21 protein-coding genes are annotated in these 20,694 nt (G+C 66.5%); 17 read left to right on the forward strand and 4 right to left on the reverse strand.

Features of this window, described 5'->3' with window-relative positions; translation table 11 throughout:
* Window positions 1-80: 80 nt before the first annotated feature.
* The 8 genes from GOOTI_RS20900 (at window position 81) to proB (ending at window position 9,749) form a co-directional block, all read left to right on the forward strand.
* A complete protein-coding gene (locus GOOTI_RS20900) occupies window positions 81-974 on the forward strand; it encodes an undecaprenyl-diphosphate phosphatase (protein ID WP_007240602.1) in 894 nt (297 codons plus the stop codon).
* Between the two features lie 209 nt (window positions 975-1,183).
* Window positions 1,184-1,726, forward strand: coding sequence for a hypothetical protein (locus tag GOOTI_RS20905; protein WP_039994498.1), 543 nt, complete (start codon window positions 1,184-1,186; stop codon window positions 1,724-1,726).
* Between the two features lie 81 nt (window positions 1,727-1,807).
* Window positions 1,808-2,224 carry a nucleoside-diphosphate kinase gene (gene ndk / locus GOOTI_RS20910; protein ID WP_039994506.1) on the forward strand — a complete coding sequence of 139 codons (417 nt, stop codon included), beginning with the start codon at window positions 1,808-1,810 and terminating at the stop codon, window positions 2,222-2,224.
* A 450-nt stretch (window positions 2,225-2,674) separates the two neighbouring features.
* A complete protein-coding gene (locus GOOTI_RS20915; RefSeq protein ID WP_007240606.1) occupies window positions 2,675-6,064 on the forward strand; it encodes a translation initiation factor IF-2 N-terminal domain-containing protein in 3,390 nt (1,129 codons plus the stop codon).
* Window positions 6,065-6,343: 279 nt separating this feature from the next.
* Entirely contained in the window at window positions 6,344-6,655 is a 312-nt protein-coding gene (gene rplU, locus GOOTI_RS20920; RefSeq protein ID WP_005176586.1) for a 50S ribosomal protein L21, read from the forward strand.
* A gap of 60 nt (window positions 6,656-6,715) precedes the next feature.
* On the forward strand, window positions 6,716-6,979 hold the full coding sequence (gene rpmA / locus GOOTI_RS20925) for a 50S ribosomal protein L27 (RefSeq protein WP_007240607.1): 264 nt from the start codon (window positions 6,716-6,718) through the stop codon (window positions 6,977-6,979).
* Between the two features lie 204 nt (window positions 6,980-7,183).
* The gene (gene obgE / locus GOOTI_RS20930; RefSeq protein WP_007240608.1) at window positions 7,184-8,641 is read left to right on the forward strand and encodes a GTPase ObgE; all 1,458 of its coding nucleotides are present in this window, start codon (window positions 7,184-7,186) and stop codon (window positions 8,639-8,641) included.
* Complete coding sequence (proB, locus tag GOOTI_RS20935; protein ID WP_007240609.1) at window positions 8,634-9,749, forward strand: glutamate 5-kinase; 1,116 nt, start codon at window positions 8,634-8,636, stop codon at window positions 9,747-9,749. The genes obgE and proB overlap by 8 nt, the downstream gene beginning before the upstream one ends.
* Before the next feature lie 102 nt (window positions 9,750-9,851).
* Here proB and GOOTI_RS20940 read toward each other — a convergent pair whose 3' ends face one another.
* The 4 genes from GOOTI_RS20940 to ectA form a co-directional block, all read right to left on the reverse strand.
* Complete coding sequence (locus tag GOOTI_RS20940; protein ID WP_007240610.1) at window positions 9,852-10,739, reverse strand: NAD-dependent protein deacetylase; 888 nt, start codon at window positions 10,737-10,739, stop codon at window positions 9,852-9,854.
* A gap of 93 nt (window positions 10,740-10,832) precedes the next feature.
* Window positions 10,833-11,258, reverse strand: coding sequence for an ectoine synthase (locus tag GOOTI_RS20945; RefSeq protein ID WP_007240611.1), 426 nt, complete (start codon window positions 11,256-11,258; stop codon window positions 10,833-10,835).
* Window positions 11,255-12,526: a diaminobutyrate--2-oxoglutarate transaminase gene (gene ectB / locus GOOTI_RS20950; RefSeq protein ID WP_007240612.1), complete on the reverse strand. Its 1,272-nt coding sequence runs from the start codon at window positions 12,524-12,526 to the stop codon at window positions 11,255-11,257. The genes GOOTI_RS20945 and ectB overlap by 4 nt, the downstream gene beginning before the upstream one ends.
* A 206-nt stretch (window positions 12,527-12,732) precedes the next feature.
* Complete coding sequence (gene ectA, locus GOOTI_RS20955) at window positions 12,733-13,260, reverse strand: diaminobutyrate acetyltransferase (RefSeq protein WP_039994499.1); 528 nt, start codon at window positions 13,258-13,260, stop codon at window positions 12,733-12,735.
* A 186-nt stretch (window positions 13,261-13,446) separates the two neighbouring features.
* On the opposite strand from ectA, the gene rsmD reads away from it, so the two are divergent.
* The 9 genes from rsmD to GOOTI_RS21000 form a co-directional block, all read left to right on the forward strand.
* Entirely contained in the window at window positions 13,447-14,004 is a 558-nt protein-coding gene (rsmD, locus tag GOOTI_RS20960) for a 16S rRNA (guanine(966)-N(2))-methyltransferase RsmD (RefSeq protein WP_007240614.1), read from the forward strand.
* Window positions 14,001-14,489: a pantetheine-phosphate adenylyltransferase gene (coaD, locus tag GOOTI_RS20965; RefSeq protein WP_007240615.1), complete on the forward strand. Its 489-nt coding sequence runs from the start codon at window positions 14,001-14,003 to the stop codon at window positions 14,487-14,489. Before rsmD ends, coaD begins: the two co-directional genes overlap by 4 nt.
* Window positions 14,490-14,653: 164 nt before the next feature.
* Entirely contained in the window at window positions 14,654-15,490 is an 837-nt protein-coding gene (locus GOOTI_RS20970) for a DivIVA domain-containing protein (protein ID WP_373279040.1), read from the forward strand.
* A 52-nt stretch (window positions 15,491-15,542) separates the two neighbouring features.
* A complete protein-coding gene (locus tag GOOTI_RS20975) occupies window positions 15,543-16,205 on the forward strand; it encodes a YceD family protein (RefSeq protein WP_007240617.1) in 663 nt (220 codons plus the stop codon).
* Window positions 16,206-16,252: 47 nt separating this feature from the next.
* Entirely contained in the window at window positions 16,253-16,972 is a 720-nt protein-coding gene (rnc, locus tag GOOTI_RS20980) for a ribonuclease III (protein ID WP_039994507.1), read from the forward strand.
* Window positions 16,965-17,846: a bifunctional DNA-formamidopyrimidine glycosylase/DNA-(apurinic or apyrimidinic site) lyase gene (gene mutM / locus GOOTI_RS20985; RefSeq protein WP_007240619.1), complete on the forward strand. Its 882-nt coding sequence runs from the start codon at window positions 16,965-16,967 to the stop codon at window positions 17,844-17,846. The genes rnc and mutM overlap by 8 nt, the downstream gene beginning before the upstream one ends.
* 217 nt (window positions 17,847-18,063) lie before the next feature.
* Window positions 18,064-18,537, forward strand: a complete 474-nt coding sequence (locus tag GOOTI_RS20990) for an OsmC family protein (protein WP_007240620.1) — start codon at window positions 18,064-18,066, stop codon at window positions 18,535-18,537.
* A gap of 7 nt (window positions 18,538-18,544) precedes the next feature.
* Window positions 18,545-18,832: an acylphosphatase gene (locus GOOTI_RS20995; protein WP_007240621.1), complete on the forward strand. Its 288-nt coding sequence runs from the start codon at window positions 18,545-18,547 to the stop codon at window positions 18,830-18,832.
* Window positions 18,833-18,897: 65 nt separating this feature from the next.
* Window positions 18,898-20,694, forward strand: a 1,797-nt coding sequence (locus GOOTI_RS21000) for a chromosome segregation SMC family protein (protein ID WP_007240622.1), incomplete at its 3' end; no start/stop codon positions are given.

Here is a 20,694-nt window from a genome sequence, read left to right on the forward strand (position 1 = left end):
ATTAGCGCGCGGCGCAACGGATTTCGCTACTGTGGCCTCCCGGGACGACGTTCGTCGTCCGAGTTGAGGGGGCCACCGACGTGAGTGATCTGTCCTACCCGCAAGCCGTCGTGCTCGGATTGTTGCAGGGTGTCACCGAACTGTTCCCGGTATCGAGTCTCGGGCATTCGATCCTGGTGCCTGCGTGGCTCGGCGGCGACTGGGCTTCGCTGGTCACCGAGTCGAAAAGCTCCGGTCACACTCCCTTCCTGGCATTCGTCGTCGCGCTGCACGTGGCGACCGCGCTCGCCTTGATCCTTTTCTACTGGCGTGACTGGGTGCGTATCGTCACCGGACTCATCCGGTCCATTCGGCGTCGCAGCGTCGTCGACGACAACGACGGTCGGCTGGCGTGGCTTCTCATCGCGGGCACGATTCCGGTGGGCGTTGTGGGCCTGATCGCCGAGAAGCCGCTGCGCGTGCTCTTCGCGACACCCATCGCCGCGGCCATCCTGCTGTTCCTCAACGGACTGGTGCTGCTCACGACGGAGCTACTCCGCAGAAGGCAGCGTCGGATCGGTCGCCATGCAGTCGCTCGTGAGGCACCTGCCCGGTCGGTCGCCTCGTTGTCGATGAAGGAGGGGGCGGCGATAGGGTCGGCGCAGATCCTGGCGCTCTTCCCCGGGATCTCCCGGTCGGGGTCGACGATTTCGGCTGGGCTACTGCGTGGACTCGATCACGAGGACGCCGCGCACTTCGCATTCTTGCTTGCCACGCCGGTCATTCTCGCTGCGGGTGTCCTGAAGATTCCCGAGTTGTTCGGCCCCGATGGTCAGGGCATCGGAGGGCAGGTGGTCGTGGGTTCGGTGTGCGCCTTCGTCGCCGCATTCGCCGCGGTGGCATTCCTGGCGAAGTACTTTCACACGCGAACGCTCTATCCCTTCGTGGTCTACTGCCTCGTCGCCGGTGCCATCAGCATCGTGCGGTTCGCCTGAGCTGCATCGACCCGTATCGCACTGCGGCCGATACGGCATATGTGATGTAGTCATCTTTCCATTCGGTGAGTGCTCTGTGACAATGGCGCACGCACCGGGGGCATGCGAGCGAGGCCTCCCGTGCCGCACGCACACCGACGGCGGGACATCCCGTCGCGCAGCGGGTGCCCAGTACGGCGTCAGACGCACATCCACCCGAGAGGAGCCGCGTGACCTTTCGCGCCCCGACCAGCCCCATCCACTCCCCGGCGACCGCCACCTCGCGACGTCTTCGAGTCGCGCTCACCGCGGCAGCATCGATCGCGCTGGTGCCGCTTGGTGCGATGAGCGCGCCGGAGGCCTCGGCCGTACCCGCGCCGTCGGCGCCGCACTCGACCGCACCGCACTCGACCGCACCACAATCCGGGCAGCCACATACGCCGGGAGCTCGTGGATCGTCAGAGTCGGACATCCCGCTCCCGACACCGGGTCCACCCATGCCCGTTCCGGACGACGCATACGGTTACCTCGCGACACACGATCTCACCGTGAGAATGAACGCGATGAATCTGCCGCAGGCAGTGGCCGCACTTCCGGTGCCGGACTCCTATCGACCCGCGAACCTCGCTTTCGCGGGCCAGTTCGACCGGGCGGTGACAGCGGCGCTGGCCGCGCCCGGCGGGTGCGTCCAGGTGATCATCAATTCGCACACCGCGGCGGGCAACCTCTTCGACTACGGATTCTTCCCGATCGAACCCAAGTACTGCCCGTGATCGTGCGTGCCGAACCGTCGGTCCGGGCGGAGAACCGGCGGTGCGCATGGAGAAGCGGCGTCGGGTCGCTACAGTGTGCTCGTGACTGAACGGACTCTGGTACTCATCAAGCCCGACGGCGTCTCCCGTGCGCTGGTCGGCGACATCCTCGCCCGCATCGAGCGCAAGGGTCTCACCTTTGCCGCGCTCGAACTCAAGAACGTCAGCGACGACCTCGCCGCCAAGCATTACGCGGAGCACGAGGGCAAGCCCTTCTACCCGTCGCTGGTGGAATTCATCACCTCGGGCCCGCTCGTCGCGGCCGTTCTCGAAGGCCCGCGTGCCGTCGCGGCGTTTCGGCAGATCGCCGGCGGGACCGATCCGGTTGAGAAGGCCGTACCGGGCACGATCCGCGGCGATTTCGCATTGAGCACGCAGTACAACCTCGTCCACGGTTCGGACTCGCCGGAATCGGCCGAGCGCGAGATCGCACTCTGGTTTCCCGACCTGACCGTCTGACAGATCCCCGCGTATCCGAGCGCGCGTCGACGGCAGTACACCCCGTTGACGCGCGCTTTCGCGCATAGTTTGCGGGATACGACGCACCGTATGGGATACTTGCTTGGTTATCGCGAACACACTCTGCTCGTGATGACGACGATGGCGTTCGGCGTCGGACGCAGCAGTGGAGATCGTTGCCAGTGGTAGCGGTCCACACGGCTCGCGTGCGACAGATCGCTTTCCCCATGGACGTCGAGAAGAGACTCGACGGGCGGCCCAGGCCGCCGCGCATGGCGTGGAAGGCATGACGGACCTCATCACCCAGCAAGAGCGCAACCTGCGGACTCCGGACAACGGAACACCAGGAGCGCGGAGACCATATAACACCGGTCCGGGAGGACCGGGACACACGAGAGACCCCCGCGTGGCCGCCGACAATGTCGCGCCCGGGGGTTCAAGGAGACATCAGTGACCGACAACGGGTCGCCGATCGACGCGAACGCTGCGTCAGGCTCGGCGGAGGATTTTCCCAGCAAGCTCCGGGTGCACGCGCTGGCGCGCACTCTCGGCCTCACGAGCAGGCAGGTGCTCGCGCATCTCGCCGAATTGGGCTGGCACAGTCGTAGTGCCCAGTCGAGCGTCGAGCGAAGCATGGCGCAGGCCGTCGCCGACCGCGTGCGCAACCATGTGGAGGTCGACGACGCCGGACTAGCCGTCGACGCACCAGCGCCGGTAGCCGAGCAGCCGGGCACCTCCGACTCGACTGTCGCGGATTCCGAGCCCGCAGGGGTGGCAGAGCCGACCGAGGCCCCCACAGCCGCCGAAGAGCCGCAGGCGGCCGATGAGCCTGCAGCCGCGGCGGCCGGGGCCGAAGCTCCGGCGGCGACGCCCGCGCAAACCTCGGAGGCCGCGGCTCCCGAGGGCACCACCGCCGACGTCGCGATCGCAGGCGCGGAGGGTTCACAAGAGGGGAACCCGGAGCCGACCGGGTCGGCCACAGAGGGGGAACCAGAGCCGACCGGGTCGGCGACGCTGTTCTCCGCGATAGAGACAGAGAGCCCACAAGCGCCGGCGGCTGCAGAAGCCGTCGCAGCAAGCCCGCTGTTTCTCCCGCCTCAGCCTGCGACCGTCACCGAGACCTCCGCCGGCCGTCACCGCAAGAACGCGGATGCGGATAGGGACGGCACTGACAAGGCGGGCTCGGATAAGGCCGGCGCGCCTGCCGCCTCCGACAGCGCGCCCGACGACGACCGTTCCGATGACGCTGCGCGGACAGACGCGAACACCGTGGATTCGGCCGACACCGACGACTCCGAGGGCTCCGGCGACGAAGGCGGCCGCAATCGTCGGCGTCGTCGTGGCCGTCGTGGCCGTGGCCGCGGCCGTGGTGATCAGAATGATCGCGACCAGGGCGAGGGCACGAGCTCTGCTGACTCGACGGACACAGTCGGGTCGGACCAGACCGACACCGCGGGGTCCGAAGCCGCGGAGTCCGACGCCGAAGATGGCCGTCCGTCAGGAAAGAAGCGTAAGAAGTCCGGCAAGGGCAAAGCGGCCGAGGGCAAGGGGACCGGAAGCTCCTCGGACGACACCGGCTCCGACGACGAGGCGGACGCGGACACGACTGACGCCGACGATGCCGACAACGGGTCCGAGGATGCCGACTCAGACGGTTCGTCGACCAAGCGCCGTCGCCGTCGCCGTCGTCGCAAGGGAGGCGGCGAAGGAGACGACGTCTCGCCCGACGATCCGCCGAACACCGTCGTCCACGAGCGCGAGCCGCGCAGCAAGCGCGCCCGCGACGAGGTGCAGGGAATCTCGGGCTCGACGCGACTGGAGGCCAAGCGCCAACGCCGTCGTGACGGACGCGACGCGGGGCGTCGCCGTCCGCCGATCCTGAGCGAGTCTGAGTTCCTCGCGCGTCGTGAGGCCGTCGACCGCGTGATGGTGGTGCGCGAGCGCAGTGCCAACGTGCGGCTCGCGCAGTCCGACGAACACGAGCACGTCACGCCCGTCGAGGACTACACACAGGTCGCAGTGCTCGAGGACGGTGTGCTCGTCGAGCACTTCGTCACCACGGAGACGTCGTCGTCGATGGTCGGCAACATCTACATCGGCCGGGTGCAGAACGTCCTGCCCGGCATGGAAGCGGCGTTCGTCGATATCGGCCGGGGACGCAACGGCGTGCTCTATGCCGGTGAGGTCAACTGGGACGCGGCGGGCCTCGACGGCGGTTCGCGCAAGATCGAGCAGGCTCTCAAACCGGGCGACCCCGTGCTCGTGCAGGTCAGCAAGGACCCGGTGGGCCACAAGGGCGCCCGACTCACCACGCAGATCTCACTGGCCGGTCGCTACCTGGTCTACGTGCCCGGCGGGACGTCGACCGGAATCAGTCGCAAGTTGCCCGACGTCGAGCGCAAGCGCCTCAAGCAGATCCTGGCGAAGCTGGTTCCCGACGACGCCGGAGTCATCATCCGCACGGCATCGGAAGGTGTCAGCGCAGACGATCTCGCCGCCGACATCGAACGCCTCGAGAAGCAGTGGAAGTCGATCGACGAGGCATTCGGCAAGGCCAACAAGGGATCGGTCTCGCCTCGCCCGCTCTACGAGGAACCCGACCTGCTGGTTCGCGTCGTGCGTGACCTGTTCAACGAGGATTTCAAGAAGCTCGTGGTCGAAGGCGACAAGGCGTGGAACCTGGTCGAGGGCTACGTCAGCTCTGTCGCACCCGACCTCATGGAACGCGTCGAGCGGTTCGAACGACCGCACGCCGACGCTCCCGACTCCTTCGTGGTGCATCGCATCGACGAGCAGCTGGCGAAGGCACTCGACCGGAAGGTGTGGCTCCCGTCGGGCGGCACGCTGATCATCGAGCACACCGAGGCGATGACCGTCGTCGACGTCAACACCGGCAAGTTCACCGGCTCGGGGGGCAACCTCGAGGAAACGGTGACGCGCAACAACCTCGAGGCCGCCGAGGAGATCGTGCGCCAGATGCGGCTGCGCGACATCGGCGGCATGATCATCGTCGACTTCATCGACATGGTGCTCGAATCCAACCGTGACCTGGTGCTGCGTCGGCTCACCGAGGCGCTTTCGCGTGACCGCACCCGCCACCAGGTCTCCGAGGTCACATCCCTCGGCCTGGTGCAGATGACACGCAAGCGACTCGGTACCGGTCTGCTCGAGGCGTTCTCGACGACCTGTACGACCTGCGGTGGCCGCGGAATCATCGTGCATTCGAGCCCGGTCGAGGTGACCTCCGACGACGGCGCGAAGTCGGAGAACTCCGGGACCAAGCGGTCGCGGCGTAACAAGAAGAAGACCGAACCGGTCGAGCAGAAGCCCGCGCACAACCCGGCAGAACACCCGATGTTCCGCGCCATGGCAGCACACGCCCACGACGAAGACGGCGAGGTCATCGACGTCGAGACGGTCGTCGACGAGGCCGTGACGTCCCCGACCGATGCGACGGCCGCACGGTCGGCGGACGAGAGCGCACAGTCGGGGGACGGGAGCGCCCAGTCGGCGGACGAGGGCGCACGGTCGGAGGACGAGGGCGCACGGTCGGTGGACGGGAGCGCCCAGTCGGCAGACGGGAGCGCCCAGTCGGCAGACGGGAGCGCCCAGTCAGCGGACGAGAGCGCACAGTCGGCGAAACGTCGACGCCGCGCGGTTCGCCGGGCAGCGTCGCCGACCGGGACTGCCGAGCCGGTGGTTCTCACCGACGAGGCGCCCGCCAGTGAACCGCTGACCACGTTCGGTCCGGTGTCGTCGGCCCCGACGACCGTCGCGGTGCGCCGCAGGCCGCGGCGGCGGACGGCTGGACGGCCTGCAGGTCCGCCGGTCGAGGACTGACCTGATCGGCGGCTGTGCTGACGTGGTATGGCGAGTTTGACCCAGCGGCGAGGCGTCCCGTAATCTTGATTGGTCGCCTTCCGCGGCGGGTTCGAGCTGTGCCGGTTATGCCATGGACACCGCTGACGAGACCCGCGGACAGGCCCTCTGGTGTGATCCGTGAGCATCCCGGGCAGTAATGCCCGATGCCGTGCGGCCCGCACCGGGACGCACACACCCACAACGCTCGTGCGCGACGGACGCGCAACGAGCCCGATGATGAGTAAGAGGACAGCTTCGATGGCAACGTACGCGATCGTCAAGACCGGCGGTAAGCAGTACAAGGTCGCTGAGGGCGACATTGTGAAGGTCGAGAAGATCGACAGCGAGCCAGGCAGCAGCGTGAGCCTGCCCGTGGCGCTGGTCGTCGACGGCTCGACCCTGACCACCGACGCGGACAAGCTCGCGAAGATCTCGGTCACCGGCGAGGTGGTCGAGCACGTCAAGGGCCCGAAGATCCGCATCCACAAGTTCAAGAACAAGACCGGCTACCACAAGCGCCAGGGCCACCGTCAGAAGCTGACGGTCCTCAAGGTCACCGGTATCAAGTAATTTCCGGGGCCACGGCCCTGATCCCCACCCAGACATCCAGGTAGCCAGGAGGACGAGAAAATGGCACACAAGAAGGGCGCGTCCAGCTCGCGCAACGGTCGCGATTCCAACGCCCAGCGCCTCGGTGTGAAGCGCTTCGGCGGCCAGCAGGTCAGCGCCGGTGAGATCCTGGTCCGCCAGCGCGGCACCAAGTTCCACCCGGGCGTCAACGTCGGCCGCGGCGGCGACGACACCCTGTTCGCTCTCGAGTCGGGCGCCGTGCAGTTCGGCACCAAGCGCGGCCGCAAGACCGTGAACATCGTTCCGGAGACCGCGCAGGCCTGACCGAGCGGTTTTCGAGCACAGCTCTCATCACAGGGCGGGCCAGGGGCATATGCACCCGGCCCGCCCTGTTGTTTGTTTCAGAAGTACGCGGTTTGTTTGAGAAGTACGCGGTTTGTTTCATAAGTACACGGTTCGTCAAGTAGAGATCAGGTTCGACGAGGCGTCCGCGGTAGGTGCGGAGATCATCGAACGAGAAAGGACGTCATGTCGCGGTTCGTCGACCGGGTGACGATTCACGTCGCCGCGGGCAATGGTGGCCACGGCTGTTCGTCGGTGCATCGGGAGAAGTTCAAGCCCCTCGGCGGCCCGGACGGCGGCAACGGGGGTAACGGCGGCTCCGTGCGGCTCGTCGTCGACCCGCAGGTGCACACACTGCTCGACTTCCACTTCCGGCCGCACGCGAAGGCCGGCAACGGGACGCCGGGTATGGGAGACCACCGCAACGGCGCCACCGGCGACGACCTGATTCTCCACGTACCCGACGGCACCGTCGTGCTCGATGAGAAGGGCACCATTCTCGCCGATCTGGTCGGGGAGGGGACGACGTTCGACGCCGCGTCGGGTGGACGTGGCGGACTCGGCAACGCCGCGCTGGCGTCGAAGGCGCGCAAGGCTCCCGGCTTCGCACTTCTCGGTGAGGAGGGGCAGCATCGCGATCTCGTCCTGGAACTGAAGTCGGTCGCCGACGTCGGTCTCGTGGGGTTCCCATCCGCGGGCAAGTCGTCATTGGTGTCGGTGCTGTCGGCGGCCAAGCCGAAGATCGCCGACTATCCGTTCACCACGCTGCAGCCCAACCTGGGCGTGGTGCAGACCGCAGGCGGCGTATTCACCATCGCCGACGTCCCCGGACTGATTCCCGGTGCGTCGACCGGTCGCGGTCTCGGACTGGAGTTCCTGCGGCACCTGGAGCGGTGTGCGGTTCTCGCCCACGTCGTCGACCTGGCGACGCTGGAACCCGGCCGTGATCCCGTGTCCGACATCGACGCGCTCGAAGCAGAACTCGCCGCGTACGAGCCCGCACTTCACTCCGATCACGGGCTCGGCGACCTCGCCGAACGCCCGCGGGTGGTGATCCTGAACAAGACGGACGTGCCTGAGGCCAACGAGCTCGCGGATCTCGTCGAACCCGAACTCGCAGAACGCGGTTGGCCCGTGTTCCGTATCTCTGCAGTTGCACACCAGGGTCTCAAGGAGCTGACCGACGCGCTCGCCACGATGGTCGAGGAGTATCGCCGAGCACATCCCAAGCCTGCGGCCCGTCGTCCCGTCATCCGCCCGAAGGCCGTGGACGACAGTGGATTCACGGTGGTCGCCGACCCCGCGACGCCCGGCGGTTTCATCGTGCGGGGTACCAGGCCCGAGCGCTGGATCGCGCAGACCCAGTTCGACAACGACGAAGCCGTCGGTTACCTCGCCGACCGTCTCAACCGGCTCGGTGTCGAGGACGAACTCGTCCGGCTGGGCGCAGAACCGGGCGCTCCGGTCACCATCGGCGACGTCAGCTTCGACTGGGAGCCGACGACACCGATGGGCGACGACGTCCCGATCACCGGCCGCGGCACCGACATCCGGCTCGATCGTTCCGAGCGCGTGGGCGCGGCGGAGCGCAAGGAGGCACGTCGTCTGCGCCGCGGACTGCAGGATGAGACCGACGGTGAGTGACGTACGCGAATCCATCGCCGCAGCGCGCAGCGTCGTCGTCAAGATCGGGTCATCGGCGATCACCGACCTCGACAGCGGCCTCGATCGTGAACGGCTCGGTCGACTGACAGATGCCCTCGAAGCGCGGATGCGGGCCGGTTCGGACGTCATCGTCGTCTCGTCGGGGGCGATCGGTGCGGGAATCGCACCGCTCGGACTGAAGAAGCGTCCGACCGATCTCGCCACCAAGCAGGCTGCCGCGAGCGTCGGGCAGTTGGCTCTCGCGCATGCCTGGGGGACGTCGTTTCACCGGTACGGGCGCACCGTCGGGCAGGTGCTGCTGACCGCAGACGACATCTCGAACCGCGCGCACCACGCGAATGCCCAGCGCACGCTCAACCGACTCGTGGCATTGCACGCCGTCCCGGTGGTCAACGAGAACGACACCGTGGCCACCAACGAGATCCGCTTCGGTGACAACGACCGTCTCGCTGCCTTGGTGGCGCATCTCGCAGGTGCCGACGCGCTCATGCTGCTCTCCGACGTCGACGGCCTGTATGACGGTGATCCCCGCAAGGTCGGTCCCGACGGTCAACGTGCGCGCTTCATCGACGAGGTGAACGGCCCCGAGGATCTCGACGGTGTGATCGCCGGTTCCGGCGGAACCCTGGGGACCGGCGGGATGGCGTCGAAGCTCGCAGCGGCACGGTTGTCGGCGGATGCGGGGGTTCCCGTGCTGCTGGCCGCGGCGTCCGATGCCGACCGTGCGCTCTCGGACGCGTCGGTCGGCACCGTGTTCGCCGCGCGACCGGAACGTCTCTCCGCCAAACGTTTCTGGGTCAGGCACGCAGCCGACGCGCGGGGGCAGATCGTGCTCGACGACGGCGCTGTCGCGGCTGTCGCCCGCAGGCGGCGGTCGCTGCTCGCGGCCGGCGTGGTGGGGGTGAGGGGTCGCTTCTACGACGGCGACGTGGTGGAACTCGTCGACATCGCGGGCAATCTACGTGCGCGCGGGGTGAGCAGTTACGACTCCGACGAGGTCGCCCGCATGGTGGGCCGGTCGACGTCGGAGCTGCCGAATGAGTTGCAACGACCCGTCATTCACGCCGACGATCTGGTTGCCGTCTGAATCTGTTGGCGCAGACTGACGGGAGTGCGTTCGCCGAGGAGTGGGGACGTATCGGTACAGGTCGAGTCCCGCTCGGACGCTGTCTTCTACGACGTCGCGCGGTCAGGCCGCTACGTCGCGCGTGAGGGCGGGGAGCACCTGGCCGCAGAAGTGGTCGATCTTGAGGTCCGCGATGTCGTCGGCCCGCGTCGTACCGCGGTTGATCACCACGAGCGGTTTTCCCGTGCGATGTGCGTGCCGCGCGAATCTCAGGCCGGACATCACCGTCAATGACGAGCCGACGACGATCATTGCATCGGCGTCGTCAACCGCTGAGAATGCCTGCTGCACGGTCGTTTTCGACGCGTTCTCACCGAAGTAGACGATGTCGGGCTTGAGGGTTCCCCCGCACGCCGCGCAGTCGGCGACGACGAAGTCGCTCGTGTCATCGAGTGTCGCGTCCGCGTCGGGTGCCACCTCGATCGCGCCGCGACTCGCCACGCGTTCGGCGAAGCCGGGATTCAACGCGTCGAGCGCGTCGGCGAGGCGTCGTCGTGAGATAATTTCTCCGCAGTCGAGACACCGGACGCGGCCGTAACAGCCGTGCAGTTCGATCACCCCGCGCGTGCCCGCCTTCGTGTGCAGCATGTCGACGTTCTGGGTGATCACCGTGGTGAGCCGCCCGTCGCGCTGCAGGTCGGTGAGCGCGTGATGGGAGGCATTGGGCCGAGCGGCATCCATGTGTCGCCAGCCGAGATGATTACGCGCCCAGTAGTGGCGTCGGAACTCGGCTGAGGACAGGAACATCTCGAGCGTCATCGGGGTACGTACAGGTGCACCGGGACTGCGATAGTCGGGGATACCGGAGTCGGTGGAGACACCTGCCCCGGTGAGTACGACGACACGTCGACCGTCGAGGAGGCCGTACAGCTGCTCGAGGCGGGAATCGAGATCGTCGTCGATCTGGGTCGGTTCGGCCGGCGTCCAGCCGATCTGTAGCCGCGTGCGCACCCTGTCCAGGATAGACCCCTGAAACGACTCTGCCGCGGCCTCGAGAGGTCGAGGCCGCGGCAGAGTCGTTGTCGATGAACCGCCCGAGAAGGGTCAGGCGTTGGCGTGTTTGCCGCTAGCCTGCTCGGGGACGGTCACGAGTGGGTAGATCCCGTTCTCGTCGTGCACCTCGGTGCCGACGACCGGTGGGTTGAAGACGCACAGCATGCGCATCTCGGTCTCGGCCGTCACCGTGTGACGATCGTGATCGTTGAGCAGATACATCGAGCCTGCCGCCAGGGGATAGGTCTCACCGGTGTCGCGGTTGAGCAGAGTGCCCTCGCCCTCAACGAGCCACACTGCCTCGATGTGGTTGGCGTAGTGGAAGTCGTTGACGCTGCCGGCCTTGATGGTGGTCTCGTGGAACGAGAAGCCGACGCCGTCGCCGCCGAGGACGATGCGCTTGGACACCCAATTGCCCTTGGGGTCGGCGACCTCGCGGTCGGTTCCGGTGATTTCCTGGGTGGTACGGACGATCATGCGATCACCTCCTCCACGGAGTCGACGAGGATGCCGAGTCCGCGGTCAAGTTCTTCGGTGGAAATGTTCAGCGGCGGAAGAAGTTTCACAACCTCATCCGACGGGCCGGACGTTTCTGCGAGCAGTCCGGCCCCGAATGCACGTGCGCACGCCTTGGCGGCGAGCGTCGGCTCGTCGAAGACGAGTCCGCGGACCATGCCACGTCCGCGCGTCGACAGACCTTCGTGGCGATCCGACAGCGCAGAGAACACCTCGTCGATCTGCCGGCCCTTGCGGTGGACGTCGCGGGTGAGCTGGTCGTCGGACCAGAATTCCTCGATCGCCTTCGTCGCGGTGATGAACGCGGGGTTGTTGCCGCGGAAGGTGCCGTTGTGTTCACCTGGCGCCCAGACATCGAGATCACGACGGATCAGCGTCAGGGCCATGGGCAGGCCGTAACCGCTGATCGACTTCGACATGGTGACGATGTCGGGCTTGATGCCTGCCTCCTCGAACGAGAAGAACTCGCCCGTGCGTCCGCAGCCCATCTGGACGTCGTCGACGATCAGCAGGATGTCGCGACGCTTGCACAGGTCGGCAAGTCCGCGCAGCCACTCGGCGCGTGCGACGTTGACGCCGCCTTCGCCCTGCACCGTCTCGACGATGACCGCGGCAGGGGTGTTGAGGCCGCTGCCGGAATCCTCGAGCACGCGCTCGAACCAACTGAAGTCCTCGACCGTGCCGTCGAGGTAGTTGTCGAAGGGCATCGGGGTGGCATGCACCAGCGGGATTCCTGCCCCCGCACGCTTCATGGAATTGCCTGTCACAGACAGCGATCCGAGCGTCATGCCGTGGAAGGCGTTGGTGAAGCTCACGATCGACTCGCGGCCGGTGACCTTACGGGCCAGCTTGAGTGCCGACTCGACGGCGTTGGTGCCGGTGGGGCCGGGGAACTGGACCTTGTAGTCGAGTCCACGCGGCGAGAGGATCTTGTTCTGGAAGGTCTCGAGGAACTGGCCCTTCGCCACGGTCGCCATGTCGAGGCCGTGGGTGATGCCGTCCGCCGAGATGTACTCGAGGAGAGCCTCTTTGAGGATCGGGTGATTGTGCCCGTAGTTCAGGGCACCCGCGCCCGCGAAGAAGTCGAGGTATTCGCGGCCTTCGGTATCGGTGATCCACGAGCCACGCGCACGGCCGAACACGGTGGGCCAGTTGCGGCAGTAGCTGCGGACCTCGGACTCGTTCTGAGTGAACACCGAGTCGTCGATGGTGGTTTCGAGAAGTTGCATCGTGCATCCTCCATAGTGGGAAATCTGTGTGCCGCAGCGCTGTCCGGACGCGAAGCCGTCCACAAGCACTGTGGGGACGCGCATCTGCGCGTCAGCGCGCCTGGTGCGCCGTTGTCGGACGGGTGACGTTGTCCGCATCGGGAACGCGCAGAGCGGCGAGCCGCGAGGTGAGAGCCGGAGCGACGACGGCGCGTCCGGCGGTCGGGTTAGGGTTCGCCGACCTTCGGCTCGAGCATGTAGAGATCCTCGGGCTCGTGTGCGTCGGGGAAGTCGCCGACGGCGAAGAGGTCTCGCCGGACGAAGTCGAGGCCACGATCGCGTGCCACTGACGCGAACAGGCGTTGCGACGCAACATTGTCGGGACTGATTGTGGTGTGCATGGCCACCACCGAACTGCGTCGAACACGATCGAACAGGTGGTGCAGCATCTTTGCTGCGATCCCATGTCCGCGGAAGTCGTCGTCTACGGCGACCTGCCAGACCATGATCGTCGACGGATCCGACGGACGTCGGTACCCGGTGACGAAACCTACTGCGCGGCCGTCGACTTCGGCGACAATTGATGTGTCGGCGTAGTCGTGGCACCACAGCACATAGGCGTAACTCGAGTTGACGTCGAGAACCTGTGAATCCGAGGCGATTTCCCAGAGTCTGGTTCCGTCGGACACCGTCGGCGTCCGATATTCGATCGTCAGGACAGTTGATGGGGCCGTTCTCGTTGAGGAAGGGCTCATAACGTTTTAAAGGTTAACAACGTGTGTCGGTGAAGTCATGCTGCTGCAGAAATCGGACATTGAAAGCGGGGCGTCGGCGCTGTTCAACCACCCAATGTGATAGGGGTCACAACGTTGTTGTTCGCGATCCTGCCGTGCCGAGGAGTCGGGTGCCAGGCCGGGGGATCATCGAGCAGAATACGACCAATGACGAGAATCATCGCCGGTGAGTTCGGCGGGCGTCGACTCAAGGTCCCGGACGACGGGACTCGGCCCACTTCCGACAGGGTACGTGAGGCGGTGTTCAACGTGCTCGACGCGCGGATCGATTTCGACGACGCCCGCGTCCTCGATCTGTACGCGGGTTCGGGGGCGCTCGCCATCGAGGCGATGTCGCGGGGCGCGGAACGGGCGACGATGGTGGACAGCCGTAAACGAGCCACGTCGATCATCGCTGCGAATGCGCGGTCGCTGGGTCTCTCGGCCCGGTCGCAGGTGGTGACCGCAGGTGTGGCGTCGTACCTCGACGGCGCGCAGCCGGAACAGTTCGATCTCGTCTTCTCCGATCCGCCCTACGCGCTCGAGACCGCCGAGGTCGAGGTCGACCTGCGGCGACTGGCGTCCGGGTGGCTGGCCGATGACGCTCTCGTCGTCGTCGAGCGTGATGTGCGGTCGCCGTCGCCGACGTGGCCGGAGGAGTTCGAGGTGATCGTCGAGAAGGTCTACGGGGAGACCCGGGTGCAGGTCGGTAGGTTTACGCCATGAGCAGCGCAGTGATTCCAGGCTCCTTCGATCCGTTCACCAGGGGGCATCGGTACATCGTCGAACGTGCAGCACTTGCCTTCGACGAGATCGTGGTCCTCGTGGTGGTCAATCCCAACAAGCACGGACTGTTCAGCATCGACGAACGCATTGCGCTCATCGAGCAGGACTGTGCCGACCTCCCCAACGTGCGGGTCGACCGCTGGACCGGTCTGCTCGTCGATTATTTGAACGAACAACACATCCGGGTCCTCGTGAAGGGGCTCCGCTCGGGCGTCGACTTCGACTACGAACTGCCGATGGCGCAGATGAACCGGGAGCTCGCCGACGTCGAGACCGTCTTCATGCTCACCGATCCGCGGTTCGCGCACGTCTCGAGTTCGCTGGTCAAAGAGGTGGCGAAGCTCGGCGGCGATGCGTCGCCGTACCTGGCACCGCACATTCACCAACGCCTCGAGGCCGTGCTGGCGGGGGAGCGCACCGCCTGATCTCTGGTGCCACAAATGCCACTGGCGACACGCCCATATCATTCAGCTCCTCAATCACAGCGACCCCATTCGGCACAATAGTCACATCAGTTTCACGCGGGGCTGCGTCACAGGACACAGGTCTGACTGACACAAGCAATGGCATGAGCCGGATTGGGGTAGCTGTGTACCGGGTATTTGAAGCTCTCGACGAACTCGTAGCCATCGTCGAGGAGGCACGAAGCGTTCCCATGACCGCGGGCTGCGTCGTGCCGCGTGGCGATGTCCTCGAACTCCTCGACGACATCAAGGACTCGATCCCAGGCGAACTCGACGACGCGCAGGACGTGCTCGACCAGCGCGAGAACATGCTCGGTGACGCTGCCGACCACGCCGACAAGGTGGTCACCACCGCCGAGTCGGAATCCGACGCGATGCTCGCGCATGCCCGTGCCGAGGCCGACCGCCTCCTCGCCGATGCCAAAGCGCAGGCGGATCGGATGGTCGACGAGGCAAGCGCGCACGGCAAGAACCTCGTCGACGAGGCGACCGCCGAGGCCCATCGGCTCTCGACGAGTGCCGCACGCGAGTTCGACGCGGTCACCGGTCGTGCCCGCGCCGAGGCTCAGCGGACCATCGATTCGGCGAACAACACCTACGACAAGTCCGTGGCGGACGGTATCGCCGAGCAGCAGCGGCTTGTGTCGGAGACCGAGATCGTCGCTGCAGCGAAGTCGGAGGCCGAGCGGATCATCGACGCCGCACACGCCGAGGCCGACCGTCTGCGCGGTGACTGCGACATCTATGTCGACGAGAAGCTCGCCGAGTTCGAGGAGATCCTCACCGGGACACTGCGTTCGGTGAACCGTGGTCGTCACCAGCTGCGCACCGGCGCAGGCATGCACGACTACGTCGAGTACCCGCGCAGCGTCGACGATGCGTCGGCGCGTCGGAACAGCTCTGAGCAGGCCCGATCGGCTTCTGCGGACGTACACGACCACAGCTCGCCGCTGGCCGTCTGACGGCCGTGTCGGGTGGTTCGATGAAAGCGCCACCCCAGCGTATGGTGCAGATGTGGCCGAGAATGCAGTGAATCAAAGCGCACCGTCACAGCAGGATCCGTTCGTGCTCGACATCCGCTCGATGGGCAGGCGTCCGGGAACGATGGAAGAGGTACATCGCACGGTCGTCACGCCCGAGCGCATCGGCGTCGAGATGATCGCGATTCCCGCGGGTTCCGACGTCGACCTCGACCTCCGGTTGGAATCGGTGTCCGAGGGGGTCTTGGTGACGGGCACCGTCTCGGGTGAGACCGAGGGGCAGTGTGCGCGCTGTCTGGAACCTGTCGACGGCACGGTCACGGTGTTCCTCACGGAGCTCTACGCCTACCCCGACAGCGAGACGGAGCAGACCACCGACTCCGAGGACATCCACCGCATCGTCGACGATCGACTCGACCTCGAGCAGGCCGTCATCGACGCCGTCGCACTGGAGTTGCCGATGTCTCCGCTGTGTAGCGACGACTGCGCGGGACTCTGTAGTGAATGTGGAGTGCGGTTGGCGGTTGCGGAACCGGGGCACTCCCACGAGATCATCGATCCGCGGTGGGCGGGGCTGGCCGACAAGTTCGGATCCCTGCCGCAGGATGGGGCGTCGGATTCGGCTCCGACGAGTCCCGAGGATGTCGGTGACGCGGACTCGACTGCCGGGGACGCCGGTGAGCGGGGCTCGGCGTGAGTGGTCTCGACGACGCGTCGTCTGCCACGGAGGGTCACGCGCATGAGATAGGGGCGTCGTCGGAAGGCGTCGGCTCGTTGTTGGCCGCGCTCGGTACGCCGATCTCCGACGAGCTGCTCACGCTGGCCCTGACCCACCGCTCCTACGCCTACGAGAACGGTGGCCTGCCGACCAACGAACGGTTGGAGTTCCTCGGCGATTCGGTGCTGGGCGTCGTCATCACCGAGCGGCTCTACCTGCGTTACCCGGATCGACCCGAGGGCGAGCTCGCGAAGATCCGGGCCAGCGTCGTCAACATGCACGCCCTGGCCGACGTCGCGCGCGGACTGGGGGAGGGCGGCCTCGGGCGACACCTCTACCTCGGGCGTGGCGAAGAGATGACGGGTGGACGAGACAAGGATTCGATCCTCGCCGACGGGCTCGAATCATTGTTCGGCGCAATGTATCTCGACCATGGCCTGGAGACGTCGCAACAAATCATCCTCAATCTCTTCGACGAGATCCTCGACCGCGCGGGTCAACTCGGTGCCGGCCTCGATTGGAAGACCTCGCTGCAGGAGTTGGCTGCCGAGCGCGGCTACGGGCCGCCGCAGTACCAGATCAGTTCTACGGGACCGGATCACAGCAAGGAGTTCACCGCGCGCGCGGTGATCGCAGGCGAAGAACTCGGTGAGGGCGTGGGGCGCACCAAGAAGGAAGCCGAACAGAAGGCCGCCTCACTGGCGTGGCAAGCGCTCGCAGAGCGTGGCCCCTCGAGCGATGCCTGAGCTTCCCGAAGTCGAAACCGTCCGTTCCGGTCTCGAGAAGCATGTCGTCGGCCGAACCATCACCGATGTCGAGGTGCTGCACCCCCGAGCGGTTCGCAGGCACGTCGGCGATGCCCCTGACCTTGTCGGAAGGCTGAGTGGCGCAACGATTCTCGCGGCTCGGCGACGCGGTAAGTACCTCTGGCTCGACGTTGCGGCGCCACAGGGTGATGATCGGTTCGCGCTCGTCGTCCACCTGGGCATGAGCGGTCAGATGCTCGTCGCACGGGTCGGCGCACCCGATCACACCCATCTCCGGGTGCGCGCGACACTCGATGACGGCAACGAGCTGAGGTTCGTCGATCAGCGGACCTTCGGCGGCTGGCATCTCGACGACTACGTCGACGCCGGTGAGGAACTGCCCGGCGACTCCGGAGCGCTGCCCCGCTCGATCGCCCACATCGCGCCCGACCCGTTCGATCCGGCATTCGACCGTGACGACGTGGTGCGGCGGATGCGCGGCAAGCACACCGAGGTCAAGCGGGCGCTCCTCGACCAGTCGCTGGTCTCGGGAGTCGGCAACATCTACGCCGACGAGGCGCTGTGGAGAGCCCGGCTCAACGGAACCCGTGTGACCGACGGTATCTCGAAGGCGAAACTCGCCGAACTGCTCGACGCGGCGACAGAGGTGATGAGCGATGCGTTGGCCGCCGGCGGCACGTCGTTCGACGCGCTGTACGTCAACGTCAACGGGCAGTCAGGGTACTTCGAACGGTCGTTGAACGCCTATGGGAGGGCGGGCCAACCGTGCCGACGCTGCGGGACGCCGATGCGACGGGAGGAGTTCATGAACCGCTCGAGCTTCTACTGCCCGGTCTGTCAGCGCAAACGCTAGCGGTGCGGTCGCATGCGCCGAGGCGCTGCAGTCTGGTGACCACGACCTCGGTCGGCGGTTCAAAGGAACTCTCTGGGAGATACGACGTGGTCACCTGGAAATACCGAACGCTGTGGCACCGTTTGAGCTATCACCAGACGAGACGACAAGGGGAGCGACGCCCGAGACAGCTGAGCGGAGCGTCGTCGATCACAAGTGTGAAGGGAGTCATCGCGAGATGACCAGTGAGAATTCGACCGTGGCCACGGCGGCCTCGGGTTCGCAGGAGCCGGACGCCGTCGCACACACCGAGTTGTGGGTGCAGCGGACCGGGACGCGTCGCTACACCGGCAAGAGTTCGCGTGGAGCAGAGGTGCTGATCGGCTCGCAGGACGTCGACGGCGTGTTCACACCCGGTGAGCTGTTGAAGATCGCGCTGGCGGCGTGCACGGGCATGTCGTCGGATCGACCGCTGGCGCGACGCCTCGGCGACGACTACGACGCGACGATCCACGTGTCGGGCGATGCCGATCGCGAGAACGAGGTGTATCCGCGCCTACGCGAGGTTCTCGACGTCGACCTGTCGGAGCTCGACCCGGCTGCCGCCGAGCGGTTGCTGGTCGTCGTGTCGCGTGCGATCGACTCGGTGTGCACCGTTGGTCGGACACTCAAGGCGGGTACCGAGGTCGAACTCGTCATCGAGAGCGAGTGAGTCCCCGATGACAGGCTCCGACGCGGCGGTTCGGATGACGGCGCACGTCCACGGACAGGTCCAAGGCGTCGGATTCCGTTGGTGGACGCGGGCGCGAGCCCTGGAGTTGGGGCTGGTCGGTTCGGCGACGAACCTCGCAGACGGTCGGGTACAGGTGGTCGCCGAGGGACCGGAGTCGCAGGTGCACGCGCTGCTGGATCGACTCCGCTCCGGCGACACTCCCGGTCGGGTCGACCTCGTCGTCGAGCGTTTCGACGACCCCCGCGGTGACCTGCAGGGATTCGTCGAACGCTGAGTGCTGCACCGGCGGCGTCCCCGGTTGGCGCAACCCGGATGCCCTGATGGGTAGGCTTTACGGTCGTGCACCTGAAAAGCCTGACCCTGAAGGGCTTCAAGTCCTTCGCGTCGGCCACGACGCTGCGATTCGAGCCCGGCATCACCTGCGTGGTGGGCCCCAACGGCTCGGGTAAGTCGAATGTGGTCGACGCGCTGACGTGGGTCATGGGTGAGCAGGGTGCCAAGGCGCTGCGCGGCGGCAAGATGGAAGACGTCATCTTCGCCGGGACGTCGGGCCGACCACCTCTCGGTCGCGCCGAGGTGACGTTGACCATCGACAATTCCGACGGCGCGCTCCCCATCGAGTACTCCGAGGTCTCGATCACCCGCCGCATGTTCCGTGACGGCGCAGGAGAGTACGAGATCAACGGCAGCTCGTGCCGCCTCATGGATGTGCAGGAGCTGTTGTCCGACTCCGGCATCGGCCGTGAGATGCACGTCATCGTCGGGCAGGGACGTCTCGCCGCGATTCTGGAGTCGCGGCCCGAGGATCGTCGAGCCTTCATCGAGGAGGCCGCAGGCGTCCTCAAGCACCGCAAACGCAAAGAGAAGGCAGTACGCAAGCTGGACTCGATGCAGGCGAACCTTGCGCGCCTCACCGACCTCACCGCTGAGCTGCGTCGTCAACTCAAGCCGCTCGGACGACAGGCTGAGGTCGCGCGGCGCGCGCAGACGGTGCAGGCCGACCTGCGCGACGCACGCTTGCGGCTGGCCGCCGACGACCTCGTCACGCGCCGAGCAGAGATGGCCGAACACACCGCGGTCGAGGAGGAGATCCGTGGTCGATCCGACGAGGTGACCGCGGAACTCGACGCCGTCAATGCCGAGGTCGCCGAGCACACCGAACACCTGGCCCAGGTGACTCCCGCGGCCGCTGCGGCCAATCAGGCCTGGTTCCGCCTGTCGGCGCTCGCCGAGCGGGTCGACGCGACGAACCGCGTGGCGAGCGAACGCAGTCGGTATCTCGCAGAGCCGTCGGTCACGTCCAGCGGGCCGGACCCGGAACAGCTCGAACGGCAGGCGGAAGAGGCCGCGCTGACCGAGGCCGAGATGGCCGAGGCCGTGTCGCTGGCCGCGGAGTCGCTCGAGGTCGCCAAGCTCGAACTCGAAGAGTACGAGCGCGTCGCCGCCGAGGCCGAACGCGCCCACATGGCTGCCGTGCGCGCCATCGCCGACCGACGCGAGGGACTGGCACGGCTCGAGGGCCAGGTCGAGAGCCTGCAGACCAAGGCAGACGGCGTCGACGCCGAGGCCGCACGCCTCACCGCAGCGATCGCCGCCGCCGTCGAGCGTGCGGAAACTGCTGGGCAACAACAGGATTCGGCTGCCGAGTCACTCAGTCAGATGGAAGCCTCCGAACAGGGTCTCGACGAGCACCACGAGCGGTGCGTCGCCGCGCTGAACCTCTCCAACGAGCGGGTCGCCTCGCTGCAGGCCGCAGAACGTGAGGCCGAGCAACGGATCGCGTCACTCAGTGCACGTATCGAGGCGCTGTCTGTCGGGTTGGAACGCAACGACGGCGGCGCCTGGCTGCTCGAGAACGCCCCGGACGGCCTGACCGGTCAGGTTGCGGAGCTGTTGGACGTGAACGCGGGCTACGAGACCGCGATCGCAGGCGCCCTCGGACCGGCTGCCGACGCCATCGCGACGGTTGACGCTCTCGCTGCTGTCCGTGCCCTGCAGGCACTCAAGACAGGCGACGGTGGTCGAGCCGCATTGCTGTTGGGCGGCATCGGCAGTGCCGGACCGCAACGCGATCTGCCATTGCCCGACGGTGCGGTCTGGGCGACGTCGGTGGTGGTTGCGCCGCCGCAGATCCGC

Source organism: Gordonia otitidis NBRC 100426 (genome assembly GCF_000248075.1).
Lineage (GTDB): Bacteria > Actinomycetota > Actinomycetes > Mycobacteriales > Mycobacteriaceae > Gordonia > Gordonia otitidis.